Source organism: Bacillus sp. RZ2MS9 (assembly GCF_001816185.2).
Lineage (GTDB): Bacteria > Bacillota > Bacilli > Bacillales > Bacillaceae_G > Bacillus_A > Bacillus_A cereus.
This window is the reverse complement of sequence record NZ_CP049978.1, coordinates 486,594-512,004: the sequence shown is the minus strand read 5'-3', so window position 1 is coordinate 512,004 and position 25,411 is coordinate 486,594. Positions and strand designations below refer to the sequence as shown.

The window sequence follows — 25,411 nt, the reverse complement described above, 5'->3', positions numbered from 1 at the left end:
CTCCTCCATTTTTGATTAGTACAGGACTAAGATTTTTTATATAACAGCTTACACACTTAGAATACTACTTTTTTACGAAAGTGAACGAAATAGTTGTGACATGTTTGTGAAATGTTGAGCAAACTACTATATATATAGTGTTAACTTCATTTAAAAGTCTTTAAAATTAACCCTTTCCTTAATTGTATTTTTTTGGTATCCTTATATACGAGTCCTATTTTGTAATATAAGAACAATACCCATTGTAGAGCTGTAATACTCTTATCTCCTAATCTGTTATAGTTTTTATAACAGAACAAAAAAGTGTACACATGTTGTACACTTTTTTTGTTACTTCTATAAAACATCTCTTTTTCTATTGCCATCATAGAATCCGCCACGATTGTCTGTTAATGAAATTATTTGCTCTAGCCCCTCTATATGATCACCTATAATTCGAAGTACAGCTGGAGGGTGACCTATTTTTGCGAAATGTTCACTGGGACGAATACGGTTCATCTTATCAACCTCAACACGATATACACATGCAATTTCAAATCCAGACAGAAGAGCCTTCACTTGTGCTACACAAGGTGACAATAAAGATTTATACCCAATTGCTTTCAAACACTTTTGGCTAAATGCATTAGGTACCGCAATAAGTGAGCCTACCCCTAAATCCTTTCTATCACAAGCTAAATTTAGTGCATACTTAAATGCAGTTACAAGATGAAGCGGTACTCTTAAATCTAAATAGTGATTTAAATCATTTAATGCGACGTCCTTTCCATCTGCTATAGCTTTTGCAAAAGGATATAGCTCACTCGCTGGAATAATAAAATCGCCGTCTATAAATAACACAATTTCTCCTTTGGCAAAATAAGTTCCAAGTGAGCGCCCTACATCATTTCCGAGTGCTTCTTTATATACAATTGTCGTTGCCCCTTTGTCTTTTGCAATTTTTTTCGTTTTATCTGACGAACCATTTACGACAACGATAATTTCGAAGGGTTCAATTTTGCGAAGCTCTTCTATAACGTTTCCAATTGTTTTCTCTTCATCTTGTACGGGAATAACAACAGATAGTTGCTTTCCTTTATACAAATTAGATGTGACGCCCCATCCTTGATAAAACTCTTCAAAACTTAAAGTATGATAGACACTATCCCTTTTCCTATTTCCATCATAATATCCTCCGCGCTCATCACTGCTTAATATCCGTGCCGCTACTGCTTCTATATGATCACCTATCATTCTTTTTTCAGATTGGGAAAGATTTGTTCCATATGCAGCATGCTGGAATGGACGAAATTTATTTGGCGTAATAACGTCAATGGCGCAATGACGACTAATTCTCCATTTACTTTGAAGTAGGCGTAAATGAGCCACAATAGGATTAACAAAACATTCATATCCGATGCTTTGAACGACTTCTTTCGTCAGCGCATGAGGTACATCTAATAAAGAATTAATTTTTAATTCTTCACGCTCTAACATTGCATTTAATATTTGGCGCCATACTGTAATAGAAGTAGGTTTTTGCCTTTTTAAAAATAATGCATCCAAATTATTTAAAACTACATCTGCCTGATCGTATAAAATCGGATTAAGGAATAATTTTAATTTTGAAGTTTGAATAGCAAAATCACCATCTATAAATAGTAATACATCACCTATCGCATGTTTTGCGCCGACTGCACGTCCAACATCGTTCCCTAGTAGCTCTGTATGTTTGATTACTTTACACCCTAAACGATCTGCAACATCTTCTGTTCCATCATTACAACCGTTTGCTACTACAATAATTTCTACTGGATTTAATGGTCTTACCGATTGAATAACGTCTGAAATCGTATCGACCTCATTACATGCAGGAATAATAACAGATAATGACTTAGCCATTGTTTTGTTCACGAAACCACTTAATTGTTTCCTTCAATCCGTTTTCCCACGTTACTTTCGCCTGAAATTGAACAAGCTTTTTTAATTTTGTTACATCTGGTCTTCTATTTGGAATTTCTTCAAAACCATGAGGATATACTTCTTCAAAAGGCACTTGTACAATCTTCGAAGAAGAATTCGTTAATTTTTTAATTACTTCTGCTACTTCTTTTATACTCTGTTCATTCTCAGAACCTATATTAATAATCTCACCATTTACCTTCTCATCCATTGCCCGAATTGTTGCTTCTACCGCATCACTCACATACGTAAAACAACGTGTCTGCTTTCCATCTCCATATACGAGAATGTCTTCTCCTTGCAAAGCCGCACTAATAAATCGCGGGATTACCCCTGCATACGGACCATCTTTCGCTCTTGGACCATAAATATTAAAATATCGAACAATCGTTACCGGTAAACCTTCCAATGCGTATCCTAAACATAATGTCTCTTCCAACGTTTTACAAACTGCATAACTCCAACGAATTTTAGAAGTTGCCCCGTATAATCGATCTCCCTCTTCAGAGAAAGGCGGCTTGGCCTTACCATATACTTCTGAAGTAGAAGCAAAAACTACTTTCTTCTTTCCTTTTAACGCTGCTTGTAAAATATTTCTCGTCCCATCAAAATTCGTTTCTATGAGCTCTATACTTTTTTCCATTGTTGTTTTCACACCTAAAATTGCTGCTAAATGAAACACGACATCATGCTGATCTACTAATTCATAAATAGAATTTTTATCTAAAACACTTATTGGAATAACACGGATTTTTTTCATTAACTCTTTATGGTACTTATTTTTACCTTTATAAAAGTTATCCACAACAGTGACCTCATAACCTCTTCTCATCAACTCTTCAGCTAAATGCGACCCGATAAATCCGGCCCCACCTGTAATTAAACATTTCTTACTCATTTACTCACCTTCTTTACAATCCCGCGTGTATCTATTACTCGGTCCATTCCTTTAAAAAGCTTCCAATCAATATTAGAATGATCCGTTAAAATTAAAATACAATCCGCTTTTTTAACTTTTTCTTCATCTAAAGAAACAGATTGATACACCTTATCTCCAATTTCCGCGAAAGAAATATAAGGATCATGATATTCTATCTCGTATCCTTGATTTCTTAATAATTGAATAATCGGTAACGCTGGTGATTCTCTCAAATCATTTACATCTTTTTTATACGCAATCCCTACAATTAACACCGTTGCAGGTGATTGCACCACACTTTTTACTTTCCGGACCATTTTCTCTGGCATTTCTTCATTAATTATATGTGCTGCCTCAATTAATTGACTAATTGCCCCATTCTTTTTTATTCTCCATTGAAAATATAAAGGGTCTACTGGAATACAGTGTCCCCCTATCCCTGGCCCTGGCCAATATGGAGTAAACCCAAATGGTTTTGTAGATGCCGCTTCAATGGCCTCATAAAAATCAATGCCTAAACTTTCACATAGTGTGTTTAGTTCATTTACTAAAGAAATGTTAACTAAGCGCTGAATATTTTCAAATAGCTTGCACATCTCTGCTACTTTCGGAGAGCTAACAGGTACAACTTCGTCAAAAATGGTACTATATAAATCCTGTACCTTTTGTCTACACTTTTCTGTTTGTCCACTAATAACTTTTGGAATAGCTTGAACTGAATATTGACTATTTGCTGGATCAATTCTCTCAGGGGAATATCCGATATAGAAATCTTCCCCTACCTTGTTACTATTTTGAGAAATAATAGGTATGATGACTTCTTCAAGTGTGCCTGGATATGTGGAGCTTTCAAAAATGAAGGTTTGTCCTTTTTGAAGGTTTTGTTGTATATAATGCGAAGCTGAAATGAGGGCACTTAAGTCTGGTTCTCTTTGTTCATTAATTGGAGTCGGGACAGTGACAATAACATAATCACTACTTTGAAAATCAGCAATGCCTTGATCCGGTGTGTTTACTGTTAATTTTTTTTTCGTCAATAAACTTTGTAACTCTTTAGAAGAAACATCTGGAATATAACTTTCTCCTTTTATAATTGAGTCTATTTTTCTAATATCTTTATCTAATCCAAGTACTGTATGCCCTCTTTCTGCAAAATGTACCGCTAAAGGAAGGCCAACATACCCTAACCCAATAATAGCTACTTTACTACTATTCATTTGTATTCTCTTCTTCCCTTCTCAATTGTTGAATGATATCTCTATCTCTATCTCCATCAGTAAAGCCACCACGTTCGTCCGTACGTTGTAATAAATACGTAACCGCCTCAAGTTGATCACCGAAAATACGATCAAACGCTGAAATACGCCCATTTACAAATTCGTGTTGCTCTGGACGTACTCGATTTGTTTTTATAACATCTACTAACTCTACTGTTGTAATAGAGAATCCTTCTAAAATAGCTTTCACTTGTGCTAATGGCGGAATGATAAGGGAGTCATATCCTATTTTCTCTATTACCTTCTTATGCATGGCATGTGGTACAGCAGTTAGTGAGTTATTCCATAAATCTGGTCTTTTCGCTACCAAATTCAAAAAGTATTTTCCCATACTAATTGGATCTGCTGGATGAAACATATCTAATAAGCATTGTAAATCATTTAACACCACGTCATTTCCATCTTCAACAGCATGTAAAAATGGAGTGAGTTTTTTTGCTGGAATAACAAAATCACCATCAACGAATAAACAAATATCTGCCGTAGCATGCATAGCCCCTATTGCTCGTGCTACATTATGTCCAAGCGCCTTCGTAAATTCAACTACAATAACATTCTCTAGCTTTGCCTGTTTAACAGTCTCAACATCTGCTCCATTTGCGACAACTATAATTTCATCTACACCTGCTTCTTTCACTTCTTGTATAACAGACCTTATAATTATTTTTTCTTCTGATACCGGGATAATGGCACTATATTTCGCTTTTTTCTTTTGTAATAAAACTGGTTTATACTTTCCTACAAACGCTCTATCTCTATTGTCCTCTGAAAAACCACCGCGATTACCGTATGTTTCGATTACGTATTGTAAAGCACGCAAATGATCACCCATAATACGACTAGTCGCTTTCGGATAAGGAGAGCCAGGTGATGTGCCCGTATGGACAGGACGAACTTTATTTGTGTAAATGACATCAACTGAAGCCATATCAGAAATATCTACTCCTCTAGACATCGCCATCGCTTGAAATAATGCTGGATCTGCTAAATTCCACCACCCCAGTTTTTCAATCACTTTACGACTTATCGCATGTGGTATTGCAATTAAAGATCCTACAACAAACTCCTTCTTGTTCAAATAACGATTTAACATATATTTTCCAACCGTCGTATAATGCGGTCTCATCTTCAAATAAACGGACCATGTTAAATTATTTAAAACAATCTCATGTCCTTGCTGTATTCCTTTAATAAAATTGTATAATTCTTCACTTTTCATGACGATATCACCATCTAAAAATAAAACAATTTCACCTTTTGCTTCTCTAGCACCAATTGCCCGTCCCACATCATTACCAAGGGAATATCTATAATAAATTACACGGCAATTATGCTGTAGCGCTATTTCTTTCGTACCATCTGTCGATCCATTATCTACTATGATAATTTCATATGGTTCGAGCTTTCTTACTTCTACTAAAACTTTTGATAAAGTACTTGCTTCATTATGCACTGGAATAACAACTGACACTCTCATACTTGTATCACTCTTACCCTTCCAAGCGAACATAAGCAATAATAGGAATACGCACAACTACATCTTCTGGTGGTCCATAAGAAGGAGAAGTACGAACAATTACTGCCCCATCCGTCACAGATAAAAGAACGCCTGCAATGATTTCTACAGCTGTCACAACTTGCACTAGTTCCCCAACATGGTTACGTAATTCATCAGTAAATAACATATATAACGCTCCTTTCTTACGCTTCTTTAATTGATATAATACTTGTAAATGGTAATAAAACTTCTGTTCCTATTCCTTCTTGCAATGTTAAGAAGTCATCACCAACTGCTACAATAACGCCTGTTAACTGTCCCACTGTCACAGTAATTTCTACGTTTTTACCTAAATACTGCTCTGCAATTTCTTTAAAAGGTGATGTAGTACATTCTTTTAAAATGTTACAAATAATAGATTGAAATCTACTTGATTCAATAACTTCTTCAGTAGCTTGCTTAGAGTTTCTTTGAATAAATCTCGCGAAGTTTTGTGAAAATAAAAGTCTTTCCACAGCAGGTAATAACTTATTATCTAAAAAATAATCTAATTGCCTATTAAACAATCTCGATAATTTATTCCAATATTTTCTGAACAGACACATACACTTCTCCTCCTATTATTTTTAGATTATAAAATTTCACATCCATACATCTTAATGTATACAAAATAGATATTTTTGTGATAGGTAAGACATACATTTTCTAAAAGAAATATTTGGTTCAAGGCATAAAAAAAACTATCCAAAAGGATAGTTTCTTACACTTCAATATTCCGCAATATCGAATAAATATCGTTATTCACTTTACCAAATGATTTAATGTTATTTTGAATGTTAGATAATAAAACAACATATACACTACCATTTTTACTAAATCCGTTTAAGCAATTCCATCCTGGCATTACACCGTGATTCGAATAGCTTCCTGGGTCTACGTACCATCCAAACCCGTAATCCTTTTTTCCACCCGTAAACATTTGATCGTAACTCTCTTTTGAAATTAATTTACCAGAGAATAGTGCTTCGTTAAATAAATATAAATCATGCGCACTTGTGTATATATCACCACAACCATATAGTTGTGACATGCTCGGAATATTAGGTGTTGTCATATTATTATTTACTATTTTATAACCCGTTGATGGGAATCTTGTTTGTTCTAACGCTGTGCCAAAACCAGAATGTTTCATACCCGCAATAGCAAAAATATGTTGCTTAATATATTCTTCGAGCGACTGTCCACTTACCTTCTCGGCAATGTATGCAAGTATAGAGTAGTTCGAGTCAGAATACTTCCATTTTTCTCCTGGACCACCAATACGCTTTTGATTTCCTATCCGCTTTATCAGTTCTTCATGAGAAATATCTTCTTTTCCCTGCTCATATTCGGGAATCCCTGATGTATGTGTTAATAGATGTTTTAGCTGAATACTATTACCTTGAGGAAAATTTGGAATATACTTTGCAACAGTATCTTCTACTTGTAATTTATTTTGATCTTTCAACTGCATAATAGTAGTTGCTACAAATGCCTTTGAAATAGAACCAATATAAAAAGTCGTCTCTGAATTATTCGGTACTTTCTGTTCTTTATTTGCCATACCGTACCCTTTATTCAAAAGAACTTTTCCATTCTTTACAATAACAGCTGTCCCGCTAAATCCTGCGTTTTGTAAATACTGGTCTAATTGAGCGTTTTCATTAATTTCTTGAGGTGGTCCCTCGGGAAGCTTCTCCACAGCTTGCGCTTGCTTCACTTGTTCTTCCTGCTCTTTTTGTTTTTGCTTCTGTACTTCTTGTTTCTTTTTTTCTTCTTTCTTTTTTAGCTCTTCTTGTTTCTTCATTTCTGCTGCCGCTTTTAAAGTTTCTTCTTTCTTATTATGCGCAACAATTTTTGTATACATAAAATATACAAGTGATAATAGTAAGACGAGAATGATTGTTCTTTTTATGTATACAATCGGCCGACGTACTTTCCCATTCGCATTATTTTTTTCCTGATCCATAATTGCTTTTTTCCCCTTACTCACCAATAATTTAATTCCTCTATTAAAGATTTATTTTAGTAGATTATGGATAATCCATTCTATATCATCCCTACTTTATCACGCACTGCACATATTACCAACCTATATGTACAAAAAAGAAAAAGAAAATTTACAAAAGTAAGATTCCCGTTAAATTATTAACAAAAAAAAGAGGATATCCTCTAAAAAATTGATTTTATCAATCTTTTTGGACATCCTCTTATCTCATTATTTATACGTGTTTTTTCATATCATCGGCAACAGATTCAACATTTGTACCTACGATAACTTGTACACTTGTATTACTTAATTTCATAACACCTTTTGCACCAGCACGTTTTAATGCTGCTTCATTTACTTGACCAGCATCTTTTACTTGTAAGCGTAGACGTGTTGCACAGTTATCAATAACTGTTAAGTTTTCTTTTCCGCCTAAAGCTGCTACGTAAGTTTCACCGATTGAACCTGCAACTGGTGCCTCACCATCTTCAACTAACTCATCGTCATCTTCACGACCAGGAGTTTTTAAATCGAACTTCTTAATTAAGAAGTAGAATACTATGAAATAAATTGCTGCGTAAATTAAACCGATACCTGCTAGTAAGACTGGTTTTGTTGCAATACCGAAGTTTAAAGCGTAATCGATTGCACCGGCACTAAATGAGAAACCATCATGAATGCCAAGCGATGTTGTAATGAATAAAGAAAGACCTGTTAATACAGCATGAATACCATATAATACTGGTGATAAGAACATGAATGAGAATTCAATAGGCTCTGTAATACCAGTTAAGAATGAAGTTAATGCTAGACCAGCTAACATACCAGTAACTGCTTTACGCTTTTCTGGTTTAGCAGCTGCAATCATTGCGAAACATGCTGCTGGTAAACCGAACATCATAACTGGGAAGAAACCAGTCATAAACATACCTGCTGTTTTGTCACCTGCAAGGAAACGAGCAATATCACCATTAACAACATTACCTGCTGCATTTGTAAAGTCCCCAAATACAAACCAGAAGTATGTGTTCATTACGTGGTGTAAACCAATTGGGATTAATAAACGGTTTAATAAACCAAATAATCCTGAACCAATTGCACCTAAATTAACAATTCCATGAGCTAATGCATCAATACCATTTTGAATTGTTGGCCAAATTTGTGCAAATAGAATTCCTAATATCAGCATCACGACTGATGTAACAATTGGAACGAAACGTTTTCCAGCAAAGAAACCTAACCATTCTGGAAGTTTAATCTTATGGAATTTATTATAAAGAAGTCCTGCTATAACACCAACAATAATACCACCTAAGACTTTCATATCTACTTTAGTCGATAATTCAGCAGCCTTAGATACTTGTGTCATTGTATCCGCAAGCTTAGATGGATCTACATTTGCGCTATTACCTATTAAATCTTGGACTTTACTTAATTTACCTTGTAATTCAGCAGTTGAATACCCTTTGCTAAGTGCATCAATACTATTTTTCATAACAAGATAACCAATTGCACCTGCAAGACCTGCTGCACCACTACCATCCACTGAAAGACCGATTGCAATACCAATTGCAAAAATAAGTGCTAAGTTATCAAAAACTGCTGCGCCGGCCTGTGCCATAACAGGAATATCAAATACATCTGGTTGCCCTAAACGAAGCAATAATCCTGCTGCTGGTAGTACTGCGATCGGAAGCATTAAAGCTTTACCAATACGTTGTAAAAACTGCAACATTTTAATTCCCCCTAATTAAATTTATGAAATCGTTATCATTATAAGTACGCTTTAGAAAACGCTTTCTATTACATAACCATAATAACATATAGTTGTATAGATGTGTAGTTTTTATTTCTGAACTTTTTATGGATAAATCTCCTATTTCCAAACTGTTATATAAAAGGAAAATTCTCCTTTTTAAAATACAGAATACTCGAAACGAAAGACCTATTATAGCACATTGAACTTTCGTTTTATCATTCCACTTTTTCATGTTATTATTTATTTCCGAGCATATCGGGAAAAGTAAACTTAGTTAATTCAAAATAGGAGCGTTGGTACTATGCAGTGCATTGAAACAAACAACTTACAACAGTTGTTAGAACAAGTAAAACCATATACGAAAAAAGGAAAACTTGCTACTTATATCCCCGAACTAGGAAATGCAAATCCAGACGATTTAGGGATTGCCATTTTCCATAAAGAAACAGAATATATCCATGCAGGCAACTCACAAACACTATTTACTCTTCAAAGTATTTCCAAAGTAATTACACTTGCCCTTGCCCTTTTAGACCGTGGTGAAGAATATGTATTTTCTAAAGTTGGAATGGAACCAACGGGTGACCCATTTAATTCTATTATTAAGTTAGAAACGACAAGTCCGTCCAAACCCCTTAATCCAATGATAAATGCAGGAGCTTTAGCTATTACAAGCATGTTAGCAGGAAAAGATAACGAGGAAAAAATGGAACGTATTCTTCATTTTGTACGTGAAATAACAGATAATCCTACTATTAATTATTCCTCTAAAGTTGCCGATTCAGAACTAGAGACAGCTTACCTAAACCGTTCACTTTGTTATTATATGAAACAAAACGGAATTATCGATTGTGATATTGAAGAACTTATGGATTTATATACTCGTCAATGCGCAGTTGAAGTAAACTGCATCGATTTAGCACGTATCGGCTTAATTTTTGCAATGGATGGATATGATCCATATAAGAAAAAACAAATTATCCCTAAGCATATTACAAAAATTTGCAAAACATTTATGGTCACATGTGGTATGTATAACGAATCTGGTGAATTTGCAATTCGTGTTGGTATTCCTGCAAAAAGTGGTGTAGCCGGTGGTATTTTTGGCTGCGTAAAAGGAGACATGGGAATCGGTATTTTCGGACCAGCTTTAGATGCAAACGGAAATAGTATTGCCGGTTTTAAAATCCTTGAACTTCTTTCTGCTCAAGAAGGTTGGAGCATTTTTTAATCGCGAGTTATCCTGCTATACTAGCAGGATTTTTTATTTCGCCAAAACCTCACTTTTGTCAGTTATCAATCCTCTTACAAAAACAGTGCTGAAAGTTTCTCTATATCATGCATATTTGTTCCCCCCTCCTGAATAATATAGTACAACCTAGCGCTATATGTGGAGGTGTGAAAGATGAAACTAATATTTCAAATGGGAAAACAACCTGTTCTTGAAAAAACAATCCTTCTTTTTATACTGAGTATTGTAGAAAGCTTGAAGTTAAAAGTTGTTTCACTCGACGAAGCTCACCGATACATATTCAATTTAGAAGTACTTGAATTATTAATGGATCGGAACATCGATGATCAAGTACTTGAACTTATTCATTTCGGGATGGGACTTGAAGACATTTATCATGTGCTTCCTGAAGAACTTGAGCATACGATTGAGGAATTAAAGTGGCTTTGCATTCAAGTATTAAGTGAGTACAGTATGCATGAAGAATCCGAACAATTAATTGAAGATATACGGTAAAAAAGCACCTATGTAGGTGCTTTTAATGTTTTTTTAAACTATTTTTATACGCCTCAATATTTACTGGTAGCTCTTCCTCTTCCAAAGTATGTTCATTTACATCTTTATGAATGAACGCACCTTTAGGTGGTTGATGATCATGCCCTTTTTTCTTATGATCAAATGCTTTCCCGCGTCCCATACAAATCCCCCTTTCTTAAAAGAAATCCGTATTAGTATGGAGAAAAGTACGTCGATATATGCAATCTCTTGCTGTATTTCCAAGGAAATACTCGAACCTTGTTTTCTACTCTCCTTACAACAACTGATCGATCCCAATAAGAATTAATAACACTCCTGCGATAACTGTCGCCCATTTCCCTAAGTATTCTGCTAAAAATCGTTTTCCTACATACGCAAAACCACTAATACAAATAAAACTAAACACCCCAGAAATAGTCGCTGTAAGCCAAAGATTTAAATTTGTTACCCCTGCATCAAATCCACCTGCAATATTATTAATAGACAACGCAACTCCTAAAACAATTGCTTCTGAGAAACTAATTGTTTTAGAACCATCAAAATCTGCTTTTTCCGGATCACGTAAAATTCCCATAAGTACATTATCATCTTTAGAACCTGCAGTATTTTTTTGGCCCAAGAAAGGCTGACATAAAATAAACACACCGATTATCCCTAAAACGATTGCTCCAATCAGATTTGCTGTAAACTCTGAAATAAATAACGCAATCCAGTTTCCAAAAAATCCAGCTAGTAAAGTAAATAAAAATCCAAAGAATGCGATGATAAAATTGTTAAACCACGAAATACGAATTTTACGAATGCCATATGCAATTCCAACACCTGCATTATCTAAATTAGAAGCGATCCCGATTAAAAAAATTGAAAATAAGCCTACCGTACTCATAAATAGTCACCCCTTTTTCTCACTTTTCAATGCATATTATGAAAATGTTGAGCAACTGTGCCTGTCTGTTTCATATACTTGTAATAAATGCTCAATATTTTTTCAACACTAAAAAAGGAGTGCCTACACTATGGCTAATGAAAACCCGAATGATCGGCTTGGCAAATTAATAAAAAAACTTTTAAAAGAACGCGCCTTATCTATGCGCCAACTAGGAATACTTACAAATATTGATCCTGCAACAGTCTCAAGAATTATTAATGGTAAGCAACCGCCAAAACAAAAACATCTACAAAAATTTGCAGAATGTCTTCAAGTTCCACCCCAATTGTTATTTGATGAAATGTACCCTGATTCTCCTCACATTAATAAAGAAAAAACAGATATGTACACATCTCTTGATACCATTCAGCAAACGCTGCAATCCTCTAACTTATTCGATTTCGATTACACTACAACTCGCGTAAAACAAGAACTCGAAAATTACGAACGCTATGCCCAGACAACAGAAGGCGAAAAACGTATTCATAACAGTTTCGCAAGCAAATTAGAGCAAATTGATAGTGCTGGTCCTTTTATTGAACAATTAACAGATATGTATCAACAATTTTGCAATAAAACCATTTCAAAAGAAGAACGTGCAGTTCTTGGGAGCGCATTACTTTATTTCATTTTATCGACAGATATTATTCCCGACTATCTCTTTCCAATTGGCTATTTAGATGATGCGATCGCCGTTGAATTAGCAAAAGAGAAATTACTTGAAATAAAACGAAAGACATAGCAAAATAAAGAACTATTTCAGTTGTTTATATTCAACTCTGAAATAGTTCAATAAAAAATCGTACAAGTATACATACTCGTACGATTTTACTATGCAAATCTATTTTTTCGTGTGGCACCATTCATATATAAATGCTGTTATTACTTTTGTAAATTCAATTAACTGTTCAACTTCAACTTTCTCATTTACAGAATGTGCTTCTTCTAATGTACCTGGTCCATATATAATCGCTGGAATGTGAAACTCACTAAACCAACCGCCATCAGTTACCGTTGCAGACATATCTAAAATTGCATTTTTTGATAAAATAGACTCGTGTACTGAGCTAAGTTTTTTTACAGCTGCATGTTCCCTATCTACTTCTAATGAAGGGAAAATTTCACCACGATCTACAATCATTGATTCTCCACCCCACTTAAATTGTGGCGGATTTTCACTTAACCATGGATCGGCAGCTGCTACCTTTCCAATATATTCTTCAATTTCTTTTATTATTTGTTCATGTGTTTCGTTCGGATAGAAGTGCACTGTTATCCATAACTGGCACTCATCCGCAATAAACGCCGCATGCCTTCCCCCCTCAATAACAGCTGGATTAATTGTTGTTGTTCCAGATGGATAGCCTTCATATGTTTTCATGACTGCCCAGTGGCGCTCTAATTCTTGTAAACTTTGCACAATTTTCATCATTTTTTCAATCGCACTCGCTCCGAATAAACGTCCCCCTGCATGGATCATTTGCCTACGTGTTGCATCATGAAACGTTTGCGGGCTTTTCACAGTAATCCATCCAGTAATTACGCCGCCCTGTCCTTGCATATGTAAATCACTCGTATCCACTACGACTGCAAAGTCAGCATCGTAACCTCGCCTGCAGCATTGAAGTGTTCCTGCCTCTCCAACTTCTTCCCCTATTACTGATTGAAAGATTAAATCTCCAGGTAATTCAATACCAGCTTCTTGTAAAAGCTGAATAGCAAATAGTGCCCCAGCCAATCCCCCTTTCATATCTGCTGCGCCACGTCCAACTAACCAGCCATCTTTTATAAATGGATCAAATGGATCTGTTTCCCACGCCTCATCTGCTGACACTTCAGCTACATCCATATGCCCATTAATAATAAGACTTTTATATGAGTCACTTTTTATTCCTTTTTTTACCCCAACAACGTTCGGATCATTCGGATATACATCCCATTTATTAATACTAAAATTTCGTTTTCTTAAAAACTCTGCAACAAATTCTTGCGCTTCATTTGTATTTCTCGCTGGCGGTGCTGGTGTTTCAAAACGAATTAAGGTTTTTGTAAGCTCTAGTAACTCATCTTTTCGTAAATCAATCTGTTCTAATAGCTGTGAAACTTCTTGATTCATCGCTAATTCCCCTTTGCATACATAGTATGTTTCCAGCTTTATTTTCACAAAAAAAGAGACTGTTTACAATTTTACAGTCTCCAAATTACTCAATATTATAAACTTTCTACTTTTGTTGTATTGATCTTTTCAATATGCTCTACTTTACGTACCTTATTTCTTGTCGCACGGTAAAACAGTAAACAAACAATCATAAATGGAATTCCACAATATAACGCCATTCTTTGCTCTGGGATAAAAGCCATAGCAACTATAACTGTTATATTTAATGCTAATGCCAGAAGTGGTACGAATGGATATAGCGGTGTTTTAAATTTCAAGTCCTTCACATCTCCGCCCTGCTTAACATATGCCCTTCTAGCTAATAAGTTAGATAAAGCAATAGATGCCCAAACTAATATCGCCCCAAATCCGGCAATAGAAAGTAGCCATAAATAAACTGTATCTTCCGCATAAATACCTGATAGTAATGAAAGACAGCCTACAATCGTGCTTACAATCAATGCATAAATAGGAACACCATTTTTAGATAACTTACCAAAAATCGGACTAATCATTCCTTGATTAGACATAGACCATAGCATACGAGAAGTTGCATATAATCCTGAATTCGCAACGGATAGTACCGCTGTAATAATAACGAAGTTTATAATATCAGCTGCATAAGGAATACCAATTTTATCAAATACAACTACGAATGGACTTTCTATCACTCCTGCTTGCTGCCATGGGAATAGTCCAGCAAGAATAAAAATAGATAGTACAAAGAAAACAAGTATACGCCAAACTGTATTGTTAATTGCCTTTGGGATTGTTTTTTCTGGATTTTCACTCTCACCTGCTGCAATACCGACTAGTTCTGTTCCTTGGAAAGAAAAATTAACTGCAATCATCGTAATTAAAATGGCTGATAATCCATTCGGAAACAGTCCCCCGTAATCAGTAAAGCTAGAGAACATCGGTGCTGGTTCATTTCCTTTCATATCTAGAAAACCAAACATTGCCGCCCCGCCTAAAATAATAAATGCAATGATTGTAATTACTTTAATACTTGCAAACCAAAATTCAACTTCTGCAAAACTTCTTGAAGATAATGCATTGATAGCAAAGAGCAGTACCGCGAACACTACACACCAAATCCATGACGGTACATCAGGAAACCAACGTTTCATCAAAATACTAACTGCAATTAATTCAATACCTATCGTAGCAGACCAGTTTAACCATGACATCCATCCCACTACATAACCTGCTGCAGGGGAAATATGCTTTGTCGCATACGTTTGATAAGACCCTGCATCAGGCATCGCAACAGCTAATTCTCCAAGACAGAGCATCGTTAAATACATTACAAATCCACCGACAAGATACGCTACAATTGCTCCTCCAGGTCCAGCCTCATGAATCGTATAACCTGACCCTAAAAAAAGTCCTGTACCAATAACTCCACCGAGTGCAATCATAAATATGTGCCTACTTTTCAATTCTCTTTTTAATCCTTGGTTTTGATCCACCATATAAATCCCCCCTTTTCACTTTGCCAACCCATTTAATGTAAGCGTTTTTAAAAGTATTCATTGTAAAAATAATGATTGAAAAGAGCGAAATACACGTCACTTACATTAATCACTGCCTGTTACTAAAAGGTCATCCCTTACTGTTATTAATAATTTTTGATCAGCAATAGCTTGTCCTTCTACTACTTCTAATGATTCAATATAACCACTGATCCCTATCTTAATTTCTACTTTCTGTTTATCTATTGTTTCAATTAATGCTAATTTCTCCCACTCGTATACGTAAGAACTTTCCGTCACAAATAACTTCTCTACTTTTCCATAACAAGGACTATACACACCTTCTATAACTGTCTTCACTTTATAAATTCCTCCCTCTTATTAATTGACACCAAAACGTTGTATATCCTGTAAAAATTCATATTCTCCCCTCTAGAGATTTCGAATATTATTTATGCAAAATACGTACCAAGTCTCTAATTCATATATTAAATGAGAGTTTCATACAAAAAAATGTGCACAACCGCAAAATTTTTCGATCATTTAAAAAGTTTTAAACGAAAAATAGCAAAATTTTTTTGCGATTTTATAAGAATTTTAATAAAATTATAAAAAGTCAGTCTTCATAGGGTGAAATGAGGAGAAGATGTTACATGCATACAGAAGAAATTAATTTCAAACAACTTATTGAAATGAATATGCTATATGAAACTTTAATCAATGAACTCGATATCGGGATTCATATTATTAATGAGGAAAGTAAAACGATTGTCTATAACCGCAAAATGATGGAAATTGAATCAATGGAACGCTCAGATGTATTATATAAAAATCCTTTAGAGGTATTTGCATTTGAAGAAAATAAAAATAGTACTCTTATAGAGGCATTAAAATTTGGAAAAACAAAGAAAAATATAAAACAAACGTATTTTAACAATAAAGGACAAGAAATTACAACGATTAACGATACTTTCCCTATAATAGAAAACGGAAAAATTAAAGGCGCTATTGAAATATCAAAAGAAATTAGTAACTTAAAACAAACGATAAAAATAAGTCCTTCTCGAAAACAAAGCACTAAATTTACCTTTGATCACATAATTGGTGATTCTGAAGCCATTCAATCAATCATTACAGAAGGAAAAAGAGTAATTCGTACATCTTCCTCCATACTTCTCGTAGGGGAAACAGGCACTGGTAAAGAACTATTTGCACAAAGCATCCATAATGAAAGTCAGCGTTCAACCAAACCCTTTATTTCACAAAACTGTGCCGCTATACCTGATACCTTAATGGAAAGCCTACTATTTGGCACAAATCGAGGTGCCTTTACAGGAGCAATAGATAAATCAGGCTTATTCGAAGAAGCGAACGGAGGAACTTTGTTATTAGATGAAATCAACTCATTAAGTCCAGCACTTCAAGCGAAGTTACTACGAGCTATACAAGAAAAAACAATACGAAGAATCGGAGGCACACACGAAAAAGAAATTGATGTTCGTATTATAGCAACTATCAATGAAGATCCTTTCGAAGCCATCGCACATAATCGATTAAGAGAAGACTTATATTACCGATTAAGCGTCGTTACTTTATGTCTTCCGCCTTTACGTGAAAGAAAAGAAGATATTCCAGATCTTGTTCAGCACTTTATTGAAAAATATAATACTCAATTCGGGCTCAATGTAACCGATGTAGATGTAAATGTAAGAGAATTTTTCTATGCATATGATTGGCCTGGAAACGTACGGGAGTTGGAACATATAATTGAAGGTTCCATGAACTTGATAGAAGATGAAACCATCATTACAGCGTTTCATATGCCTACTCGCTTTCGTGAACGAATAAAAACAGAATTCAATATGCAACATGCACTAACTAATCACAATACTGATGCACCTAAAACTTTAAAACACACAATAGAAAAAATGGAAAAGAACTACATTAACCAAATTCTTAAAGAAAATCATGGCAACATCTCACAAGCTGCAAAATTTTTAGGATTAAGTAGGCAAAACTTACAATATCGAATTAAAAAACTGCATTTACACATATGAAATAAACATGTCTCCAAGTGCAAAAAATAACTTGGTAAAATATGTTACAATAAACATATAACATGCTAGAAAGGGGCTATATATGAGTAATGATAAAAAATTAAAGTTATTACACTACTTATACCTTCTCCCTGCTGTTCTATGTATAATGTTATTCATTAATGGTGATATAAGTAGCTTTCCTTATGCAAAGCTATTAGCAACAATTAGTGGCTCCTTTGCAGCTATTATGCTTGCTGCTTTTTGGAATTTGAAGCTACGTATAAAAAACGAGAAATCTTCGTAATACTAAAAAAATCGAGCTACTTAGCCCGATTTTTTTATTTGCCATTAAAACTCAACATTCTCTAAATACAACCCACTTGCCTCAGCAAGACAATTAATTTGATTGCGCTGCTTTTCCTCTAAAATGTTTGGAATTGCTTCAGCGTCTAATTGTCCTAATCCAACTTCAATTAATGCCCCGACAATTTTTCTTACCATATTATGAAGGAAGCCGTTACCACTTACTCTAATTTGTACAAACCCTGCCTCTTCCATCACATCAAGTGTATATACTTCTCGAACCATAGATTTTTTCTTTGATTTCGCATTTGAAAAAGCAGTAAAGTCATGTGAACCAACTAAATGTTTCGCAGCGGCTTTCATGCTTTTCACATTTAATTTTTTATTCACATGCATGCTGTATTTACGCATAAATGGATTTGTATGCTCTTCATTCCAAATTTTATACAGATATGTTTTTGCTTTAGAATTGTAACGAGCATGGAAACGATCATGTACTTCTTCCACATTCGTAATGCTAATATCATTAGGTAAATATTGATTCAAATATTTTTTCACTTTATGTTCCACTAACTTCTCATCACTTTGAAAGTTAGCAACTTGATTCAAAGCATGTACACCAGCGTCTGTTCTACTACAACCAATAATTTCAATTTCTTTTCCGACCATTTCAGATATGACACTTTCGATTTTTCCTTGAATTGTATTATCGTTATTACCGAGACGTTGCCATCCTTTAAAACGTGCGCCATCGTACTGAATTGTTAATTTATAATTATGCATAATATTCTCCTTCATAGAAAATATTCCCTCATACCATGAGGGAATATTAATAAACTTTACTTTCTAACAAGCTTCACTACATTTTCTACGTGAGCTGTATGCGGGAACATATCAACTGGTTGCACATACTCCACTTCATAGCTCTTCATTAATGCTTGTACATCACGTGCTAATGAAGAAGGATTACAAGACACGTACACAACTTGTTTCGGCTTCACTTTTAAAATTGTTTCCAGTAATTTATCATCGCAACCTGTACGTGGTGGGTCGACAACAATTACATCTGGACGCCATCCTTCTTTTACCCATTTCGGTAACCATTGTTCAGCTTTACCTACTTCATATTTCGTATTTGTAAATCCGTGACGCTTTGCATTTTTTCTTGCATCTGCAATCGCTTCTGGAATTACATCCATACCACGTACTTCCGCTGCATCATTTGCAAGCCAAAGACCGATTGTACCAACGCCACAATACGCATCTACAATTTTCTCATCGCCTGTTAACGCAGCGGCTTTTTTTGCTTCATTATATAAAACAACGGTTTGCTCTGGATTCAACTGGAAGAACGCACGTGCTGATAATTCAAATGATAAATCACCAAGTGTTTCTTGAATTACTTCTTTTCCAGCTAATTTAAATGTTTTGTCGCCAAAAATAACAGATGTTTTACGCCAGTTTACATTTTGCATAATTGATTTAACCGCTGGCATCTGTTTTTGTACTTCTGCAATAAATTGTTCTTTATTTGGTAATTCTTCTTTTGTTGTAATAAGTGTAACTTGTACTTCACCTGTTTGAACTGCAGTACGTGTTACAATTGTGCGTACTAAACCTTTTTGTTTTTTCTCATTGTAAATAGAAACATTTAATTTTTCTAAAATACGTCTTACAACTTTTGTCGCTTCATTCGTTGCTTTATGTTGAATCATACAGTGAGCGATATCAATTAACTGATGTGAGTTTTGTTTATATAGCCCTGTAATAACCTTTTCGTCTTTACGCCCCACTTGTAATTGACTCTTATTACGATAATGCCATGGATTTTCCATGCCAAGCGTTGGACGAATTTTCTCTTCCATACTATTTTTCATGTACTTCTCAAATGCTTGTACAACGATATCACGCTTTTGATTCAATTGTTCTTTATAATCTAAATGTTGCAGCTGACAACCGCCACACTCCTCATATACTGGACACGGTGCTTTCACACGATGCGGTGAAGCTTTACGAACTTTTTTCACTTTCGCTTCAGCGAAGCCACGCTGAATTTTCGTTGTTTCTGCAACAACTTCTTCTCCTGGTAATGCCCCTGGAATGAAAACAACTTGTCTCTTAAAATAACCAACGCCTTCTCCGTTAATCCCAAGACGTTTAATTGTCACAGGAAACGTTTGACCAACTTCCAACTTACTCTCATGTTGCTTTTGTATCATTATTACACCTCTACTCTATACTTTTCCATAAATATAACGCTGCATAACTGCAGTATGGTTCACACTCTTGTTTCAATTTTTCTAAAAATGCATCATCAGGTTTATCATCTAATTGAAATATACCTTGCACTGCACGCTGAATCCCAATGTCCGCTTTCGGGAACATATTTTTCCGTCCAAGCCCAAACATTAAAAAGTTTTGCACTGTCCATGCACCAATTCCCCTAATTGGCAACAATTGTGCTGAAATGTCTTCTTCCGTCCCATTTTCTATACTCGCTAAATTTAATGTACCACTGACAATACTTCGACCTAATCCTACTATATATTCAGCCTTTCGCTGACTAAACTTCTGCTCTCTCAATTCTTCTATTGAAATATTTGCTACTATTTCCGGAGTGGGGAAAAAGAATACACCGTTCTTCTCTGTTCCATACCGTTTCACAAATTGTTCTGTTAACACAGTAGCAAATTTCAAATTTATTTGTTGGTGAATGATACAGCGAAGCAGACAAGCAAAATAATCAAATTCTAAAATAATTGGAGTATGAGCATATGTTTCAAATAGTGGACGTAATGATGTGTTTAAAAAATGATTTTGTATATCTTGAAACGGTTCATTCCAATGAAAAATGGCTCTCATTCGTTTCATGACTTTCTCTGGATCTCCTGTCTGACTAGAAATCCAAAACTGTGGATTTTGAACAGTACCAATCCCTTGTAAGCGAACAACAACCTGTTCCTCGTCTATACAAAGCGGGATATAAATAACTTTCTCATCTAATTGAATGACGTTAAGAGGATCAAAAGATAAACGTTTTAATACTTCTTCAAAATGATACGGATACTCTAACGTAACATGCTCGCTCCACATACGTTTCCCCATCCTTTTTACACATCATTATAGCATGAGAAAACCGTAAGCATACATGCTTACGGTTGATTGCCTTTTACTAAGTCATCTAGACTTTTAAAATGATACCCTTTCTCGCGCAAATCATCAATGATTTTTGCAAGTGCTTCTGCATTATCTTTTGATATTGCATGAAGTAATAAAATAGATCCTGGATGAATCATCGTCATAACATTATTATGCGCATATTGCCATCCTCTTTGCTGATCCACTTTCCAATCCAAAAATGCAAGTGACCAAAATACATTATAATAGCCCATTTCTTTCGTAAGAGCTAACGTTCTTTCACTAAATACACCGCGCGGAGGACGTACATATTTCACTTCTTTTTGCCCAGTTACTTTTTTAATTTCTTCCGTTACACTCGTTAATTCTTCACGAAGTTTCTCATCATTTACCGCTGTAAAATCAGGATGACTCCAAGAATGGTTTCCAATAATGTGTCCCTCATCCTTCATTCTTAACAATAAATCTTTTTGTGTTTTAATGTAATGTCCCGTTACAAAGAAAGTTGCTGGTACTTTTTTCTCTTTTAATACATCTAATATTTTCCCTGTGTATCCATTCTCATATCCATTATCAAATGTTAAATAAATATCTTTTTTCTTCGTATCTCCTAAATAAAACCCGCCATTTTTTTGTAGTAAATCTGTATATAACTTTCCTGCATCTGGTACTGTTTCATTTTTAGGACGCGGGATTCCCCAGTTATGTGGAGTATTTGTATAAGCCAGTGCTGAAACTGGAACAAGTGCCATCATAATTGAAAAAATGAGACCGATATATAACCATTTATATTTCATAAATAGTCTCCTTTCCATATATAATCGTACTTGTAGTTTCTGTTGCAACGCATTCTTTCATGCTGAACATGTTTTTCTATATATACCAAAAAAATGCATCTCGAATCATTCGAGATGCATTTTTTATTTACTTAAATACTGGCTCTTTAAAGCTAGCTAATTTTTCAAGTGATGTTTTATCAACATCTGCATGTAAGCTATTACCATGAGAGTCCATCGTTACAACTGCTTTAAAACCGTCGATACGTAAATGCCACATTGCTTCTGGAATACCAAATTGTAAGAAATCAACATCTTTCACTTCTTTAATACATTCAGCATAATATTGCGCTGCACCACCGATTGCGTTTAAATATACACCGCCATGTTCTTCTAAAGCCGCTAATGTTTTCGCACCCATACCGCCTTTTCCAATGACAGCGCGAATACCGAATTTCTTCATAATATCGCCTTGGTACGGTTCTTCACGAATACTTGTCGTTGGACCTGCCGCTTTAATTTGCCAATTGTCATTGTCATCTTTCACAACAACTGGACCACAGTGGTAAATAATTTGTCCATTTAAATCTACTGGACAATCATTATCCATTAAATGCTTATGGATTGCGTCACGACCTGTATACATCATGCCATTAATTGTTACAACATCACCAACGCGAAGTTCACGAATTTGCTCTTCTGTAATTGGTGCTTCTAATACAATCTCACGTTGCTCTGTTTTTTCTTGTACTTCATGCTGAAGTGTATCTTCCCCTTCTTGATATAGCCAATCCATAATGTCTCCTGTTTCAGGATGGATTTTCACACCAAGGCGACGATATGCCCAGCAATTATACGCAACAGATACATAGAAACTAGCTGGCAAACGATTATAGACGCCAATTTTACAACCAAGTAAAGTTGTTTCTCCGCCAAATCCCATCGTACCAATGCCAAGCTTGTTCGCATTTTCTAATACGTACTCTTCAAGATGTTGTAACTCTGGTACTGGATTGACATCATCTAATGTACGGAATAATTGATTTTTTGCTAATTCATAACCTGATGTGCGGTCTCCCCCGATACCAACACCAATTACACCAGCGCTACATCCTTGCCCTTGTGCTTGATATACTGCATGAAGAAGGCATTTACGAATCCCTTCTAAATCACGGCCAGCTCGTCCAAGTCCTTCTAGTTCACACGGTAAGCTATATTGAATATTTTTATTCTCACAGCCACCACCTTTTAGGATTAAACGTGCATCAATATAATCTTTTTCCCATTGTTCAAACTTAATCACCGGTGTACCTGGTCCTAAATTATTTCCACTATTATCTCCAAAAAGAGAATCAACAGAATTGGGACGAAGTTTACCATCTTTTGTCGCCCGCTCAAGCGCATTATAGATAGCTTCCTTCAACTTTAATTGATTCACACCAACTGGTGTATAAATTTTAAACGTTGGCATCCCTGTATCTTGGCAAATCGGCGAGATGTTATCATCAGCCATTTTAATATTATTTGTAATTGTGCCAAGTGCCATCGCAGAACGAGTCCCTGCATTTTCTCGCTCTTTCGCTTGTTGAATCGCACGACGAACATCTTTCGGTAAGTTCGTTGACGTTTCAACAATTAGTTGATACATGCTTTCTTGAAGCTTTTCCATTGTTACTTCCCCCTCAATTGTGAACGCTACCAAAACGTTATGAGCTGAAAATTCAATTGTTATGCTCTTTAGCTATTTATTTCACGCTATTAGAGCATAAATGAAATTTTTCACAACTTGATTATACCTCTTTTTCTATCGTCCTTCTATTACCCGAACAGAAAAAGGCTACCAAATTGGAATTGGTAGCCTTTTTAATATATTATTCGTCTTTTTTAAATTGCTCACATTTTAATTCTAATTCATCTAACATTGCAAGAAGACGATCTACATCTTCTAATTCTACTTCTTCGGGTTCAATTGTATCAATTACTTCAATGAACATATTTAAACGTTCTTTTAAATATACTAATTGTGTATCTTTATCTTGAATTGCTTTTCCCATGAAGGCACTCTCCTTTTAATTCGAGTTGCTTTTATTATACCGCAAAAACGATTGCTATGGGCATGAAATTTCATCAATTTTGTCACAGTCATCCACTATAATGTAAGCCCTCTCTCTTTTCATGCTAAAAAGTTTCACTTTATAAAAAGCACATATTCTTCTATTATAGAGAATGGACAAATTGTTATTTCAATAGTCAAAGGAGTATTTCATATGACGATATCACAAAAAATGAAGCCGATTACTCCTTCTTACGATCCATGGGAAGCGTATATGGACCTTGAAGAGTACGGCAAACTACTATTAACAAATGTTGAATTTACAACGACGACGTTATGCAATATGCGCTGTGAGCATTGCGCTGTTGGTTACACGTTACAGCCGAAAGACCCAAATCCGCTTCCGATGGATCTTTTATTAAAACGATTAGATGAGATTCCTCATTTACGTTCTTTAAGTATTACTGGCGGAGAACCTATGCTTTCAAAAAAATCCGTCGACAACTATGTAACACCACTCTTAAAATATGCCCATGAACGAGGCGTTCGCACTCAAATCAACTCTAACTTAACTATAGATTTAGCACGTTACGAACAGATTATTCCTTATTTAGACGTATTGCATATCTCTCATAACTGGGGAACAATTGATGACTTCGTTGAAGGCGGATTTGCAATGATGGAGCGTAAGCCTACTTACGAACAACGTGCAAAATTATTCGAAAGAATGATTACAAATAGTAAGGCTCTATCAGATGCAGGTGTACTTGTATCTGCCGAAACAATGTTAAACAAAAGAACTCTACCACATATTGAACATATTCACCGCCAAATCGTCGAAGAGATGGGCTGTAAACGTCATGAAGTTCATCCAATGTATCCAAGTGACTTCGCGAGTAATCTAGAGATTTTAACAAAAGCTGAAATTCGTGATGCGATTGAGCATTTACTAGAAATTCGCGATGAAAATGTATGGATGTTATTTGGAACTTTACCTTTCTATGCTTGTAGCGATGACGAGCGAGACATTGCCACATTTAAAAAGTTACAAGGGAGCAAAAATGTAACTGTTCGTAACGATCCAGATGGTCGTTCACGCTTAAATGTAAATATTTTTGATGGCAATATTATCGTTACTGATTTTGGTGATGTTCCACTTCTAGGAAACATACAAACAAACACATTACAAGAAGCGTATGAAAAATGGAGCGCTTCAAAAACTGCAAAATCATTAAGCTGTCACTGTCCTGCAGTAAAATGTCTTGGACCAAATGTTCTTGTAAAAAACAGCTACTATCCGACAGAAGATTTCTTATCAAAAACAGCAAACATTACATTATAAAAAAACGT

26 protein-coding genes and 1 pseudogene are annotated in these 25,411 nt (G+C 35.2%); 6 read left to right on the top strand and 21 right to left on the bottom strand.

The features are described from left to right. Nucleotides 1-146: 146 nt before the first annotated feature. The 10 genes and pseudogenes from BHV55_RS02625 to BHV55_RS27710 form a co-directional block, all read right to left on the bottom strand. The gene (locus tag BHV55_RS02625; RefSeq protein WP_002094217.1) at nucleotides 147-368 is read right to left on the bottom strand and encodes a hypothetical protein; all 222 of its coding nucleotides are present in this window, start codon (nucleotides 366-368) and stop codon (nucleotides 147-149) included. Continuing rightward, nucleotides 337-1,881: a glycosyltransferase family 2 protein gene (locus BHV55_RS02620; protein ID WP_002100715.1), complete on the bottom strand. Its 1,545-nt coding sequence runs from the start codon at nucleotides 1,879-1,881 to the stop codon at nucleotides 337-339. Before BHV55_RS02620 ends, BHV55_RS02625 begins: the two co-directional genes overlap by 32 nt. Continuing rightward, complete coding sequence (locus BHV55_RS02615) at nucleotides 1,874-2,839, bottom strand: NAD-dependent epimerase/dehydratase family protein (RefSeq protein WP_000037023.1); 966 nt, start codon at nucleotides 2,837-2,839, stop codon at nucleotides 1,874-1,876. Before BHV55_RS02615 ends, BHV55_RS02620 begins: the two co-directional genes overlap by 8 nt. Then, on the bottom strand, nucleotides 2,836-4,077 hold the full coding sequence (locus BHV55_RS02610) for a nucleotide sugar dehydrogenase (RefSeq protein WP_001088932.1): 1,242 nt from the start codon (nucleotides 4,075-4,077) through the stop codon (nucleotides 2,836-2,838). Before BHV55_RS02610 ends, BHV55_RS02615 begins: the two co-directional genes overlap by 4 nt. Next, a complete protein-coding gene (locus BHV55_RS02605; RefSeq protein WP_001266461.1) occupies nucleotides 4,070-5,614 on the bottom strand; it encodes a glycosyltransferase family 2 protein in 1,545 nt (514 codons plus the stop codon). The genes BHV55_RS02610 and BHV55_RS02605 overlap by 8 nt, the downstream gene beginning before the upstream one ends. A 13-nt stretch (nucleotides 5,615-5,627) precedes the next feature. Next, nucleotides 5,628-5,822 (bottom strand): LSm family protein, encoded by a 195-nt coding sequence (locus tag BHV55_RS02600; protein WP_000899469.1) that lies wholly within the window; start codon nucleotides 5,820-5,822, stop codon nucleotides 5,628-5,630. A gap of 16 nt (nucleotides 5,823-5,838) precedes the next feature. Beyond that, entirely contained in the window at nucleotides 5,839-6,240 is a 402-nt protein-coding gene (locus tag BHV55_RS02595; protein WP_000335548.1) for an LSm family protein, read from the bottom strand. A gap of 155 nt (nucleotides 6,241-6,395) precedes the next feature. After that, nucleotides 6,396-7,643: a serine hydrolase domain-containing protein gene (locus BHV55_RS02590; protein WP_048568178.1), complete on the bottom strand. Its 1,248-nt coding sequence runs from the start codon at nucleotides 7,641-7,643 to the stop codon at nucleotides 6,396-6,398. Nucleotides 7,644-7,896: 253 nt separating this feature from the next. Further along, nucleotides 7,897-9,399: an N-acetylglucosamine-specific PTS transporter subunit IIBC gene (gene nagE / locus BHV55_RS02585; protein WP_000938903.1), complete on the bottom strand. Its 1,503-nt coding sequence runs from the start codon at nucleotides 9,397-9,399 to the stop codon at nucleotides 7,897-7,899. Nucleotides 9,400-9,540: 141 nt separating this feature from the next. Then, nucleotides 9,541-9,655 (bottom strand): annotated as a pseudogene (locus tag BHV55_RS27710) (transcriptional regulator). 69 nt (nucleotides 9,656-9,724) lie between these two features. Here BHV55_RS27710 and glsA point away from each other — a divergent pair. Next, nucleotides 9,725-10,654 carry a glutaminase A gene (glsA, locus tag BHV55_RS02580; protein WP_001149850.1) on the top strand — a complete coding sequence of 310 codons (930 nt, stop codon included), beginning with the start codon at nucleotides 9,725-9,727 and terminating at the stop codon, nucleotides 10,652-10,654. Nucleotides 10,655-10,828: 174 nt separating this feature from the next. After that, the gene (locus tag BHV55_RS02575; RefSeq protein WP_000766604.1) at nucleotides 10,829-11,170 is read left to right on the top strand and encodes a DUF3969 family protein; all 342 of its coding nucleotides are present in this window, start codon (nucleotides 10,829-10,831) and stop codon (nucleotides 11,168-11,170) included. A 22-nt stretch (nucleotides 11,171-11,192) separates the two neighbouring features. On the opposite strand, the gene BHV55_RS02570 is transcribed toward BHV55_RS02575, so the two are convergent. Both BHV55_RS02570 and ytaF read right to left on the bottom strand, forming a co-directional pair. Further along, complete coding sequence (locus tag BHV55_RS02570) at nucleotides 11,193-11,351, bottom strand: hypothetical protein (RefSeq protein ID WP_000532409.1); 159 nt, start codon at nucleotides 11,349-11,351, stop codon at nucleotides 11,193-11,195. Between the two features lie 114 nt (nucleotides 11,352-11,465). Next, the gene (gene ytaF, locus BHV55_RS02565; RefSeq protein ID WP_000108728.1) at nucleotides 11,466-12,077 is read right to left on the bottom strand and encodes a sporulation membrane protein YtaF; all 612 of its coding nucleotides are present in this window, start codon (nucleotides 12,075-12,077) and stop codon (nucleotides 11,466-11,468) included. Between the two features lie 130 nt (nucleotides 12,078-12,207). Between ytaF and BHV55_RS02560 the strand changes: the two genes are divergently transcribed. Then, nucleotides 12,208-12,861 carry a DUF1232 domain-containing protein gene (locus BHV55_RS02560; RefSeq protein WP_001262776.1) on the top strand — a complete coding sequence of 218 codons (654 nt, stop codon included), beginning with the start codon at nucleotides 12,208-12,210 and terminating at the stop codon, nucleotides 12,859-12,861. Between the two features lie 99 nt (nucleotides 12,862-12,960). Here BHV55_RS02560 and BHV55_RS02555 read toward each other — a convergent pair whose 3' ends face one another. The 3 genes from BHV55_RS02555 to BHV55_RS02545 form a co-directional block, all read right to left on the bottom strand. Beyond that, on the bottom strand, nucleotides 12,961-14,235 hold the full coding sequence (locus tag BHV55_RS02555; RefSeq protein WP_048568177.1) for an acetylornithine deacetylase: 1,275 nt from the start codon (nucleotides 14,233-14,235) through the stop codon (nucleotides 12,961-12,963). Between the two features lie 95 nt (nucleotides 14,236-14,330). Further along, on the bottom strand, nucleotides 14,331-15,752 hold the full coding sequence (locus BHV55_RS02550) for an amino acid permease (RefSeq protein ID WP_048568176.1): 1,422 nt from the start codon (nucleotides 15,750-15,752) through the stop codon (nucleotides 14,331-14,333). Between the two features lie 105 nt (nucleotides 15,753-15,857). Next, on the bottom strand, nucleotides 15,858-16,112 hold the full coding sequence (locus BHV55_RS02545; protein WP_000859489.1) for a biotin/lipoyl attachment domain-containing protein: 255 nt from the start codon (nucleotides 16,110-16,112) through the stop codon (nucleotides 15,858-15,860). A 293-nt stretch (nucleotides 16,113-16,405) separates the two neighbouring features. Here BHV55_RS02545 and BHV55_RS02540 point away from each other — a divergent pair, with 293 nt between their 5' ends. Together BHV55_RS02540 and BHV55_RS02535 are read left to right on the top strand one after the other, a co-directional pair. Continuing rightward, nucleotides 16,406-17,809, top strand: a complete 1,404-nt coding sequence (locus tag BHV55_RS02540; RefSeq protein ID WP_048568175.1) for a sigma-54 interaction domain-containing protein — start codon at nucleotides 16,406-16,408, stop codon at nucleotides 17,807-17,809. Between the two features lie 82 nt (nucleotides 17,810-17,891). Further along, nucleotides 17,892-18,095 carry a hypothetical protein gene (locus tag BHV55_RS02535; RefSeq protein WP_048568174.1) on the top strand — a complete coding sequence of 68 codons (204 nt, stop codon included), beginning with the start codon at nucleotides 17,892-17,894 and terminating at the stop codon, nucleotides 18,093-18,095. A gap of 44 nt (nucleotides 18,096-18,139) precedes the next feature. Here the strand turns inward: BHV55_RS02535 and truA are convergent, their stop codons facing one another. From truA to BHV55_RS02505, 6 genes are all read right to left on the bottom strand, one after another. Next, nucleotides 18,140-18,877: a tRNA pseudouridine(38-40) synthase TruA gene (truA, locus tag BHV55_RS02530; protein ID WP_000553118.1), complete on the bottom strand. Its 738-nt coding sequence runs from the start codon at nucleotides 18,875-18,877 to the stop codon at nucleotides 18,140-18,142. Between the two features lie 56 nt (nucleotides 18,878-18,933). After that, nucleotides 18,934-20,313: a 23S rRNA (uracil(1939)-C(5))-methyltransferase RlmD gene (gene rlmD / locus BHV55_RS02525; protein ID WP_070758080.1), complete on the bottom strand. Its 1,380-nt coding sequence runs from the start codon at nucleotides 20,311-20,313 to the stop codon at nucleotides 18,934-18,936. Nucleotides 20,314-20,323: 10 nt separating this feature from the next. Further along, nucleotides 20,324-21,187: a DNA-3-methyladenine glycosylase family protein gene (locus BHV55_RS02520; protein WP_000269418.1), complete on the bottom strand. Its 864-nt coding sequence runs from the start codon at nucleotides 21,185-21,187 to the stop codon at nucleotides 20,324-20,326. 59 nt (nucleotides 21,188-21,246) lie between these two features. Beyond that, complete coding sequence (pdaA, locus tag BHV55_RS02515) at nucleotides 21,247-22,029, bottom strand: delta-lactam-biosynthetic de-N-acetylase (RefSeq protein ID WP_000875956.1); 783 nt, start codon at nucleotides 22,027-22,029, stop codon at nucleotides 21,247-21,249. A gap of 127 nt (nucleotides 22,030-22,156) precedes the next feature. Beyond that, entirely contained in the window at nucleotides 22,157-23,677 is a 1,521-nt protein-coding gene (gene fumA, locus BHV55_RS02510) for a class I fumarate hydratase (protein ID WP_000413520.1), read from the bottom strand. Nucleotides 23,678-23,879: 202 nt separating this feature from the next. After that, nucleotides 23,880-24,062, bottom strand: a complete 183-nt coding sequence (locus BHV55_RS02505) for an SE1561 family protein (RefSeq protein ID WP_000513558.1) — start codon at nucleotides 24,060-24,062, stop codon at nucleotides 23,880-23,882. Nucleotides 24,063-24,275: 213 nt separating this feature from the next. On the opposite strand from BHV55_RS02505, the gene yfkAB reads away from it, so the two are divergent. After that, complete coding sequence (yfkAB, locus tag BHV55_RS02500) at nucleotides 24,276-25,403, top strand: radical SAM/CxCxxxxC motif protein YfkAB (RefSeq protein ID WP_070758078.1); 1,128 nt, start codon at nucleotides 24,276-24,278, stop codon at nucleotides 25,401-25,403. Nucleotides 25,404-25,411: the final 8 nt, after the last annotated feature.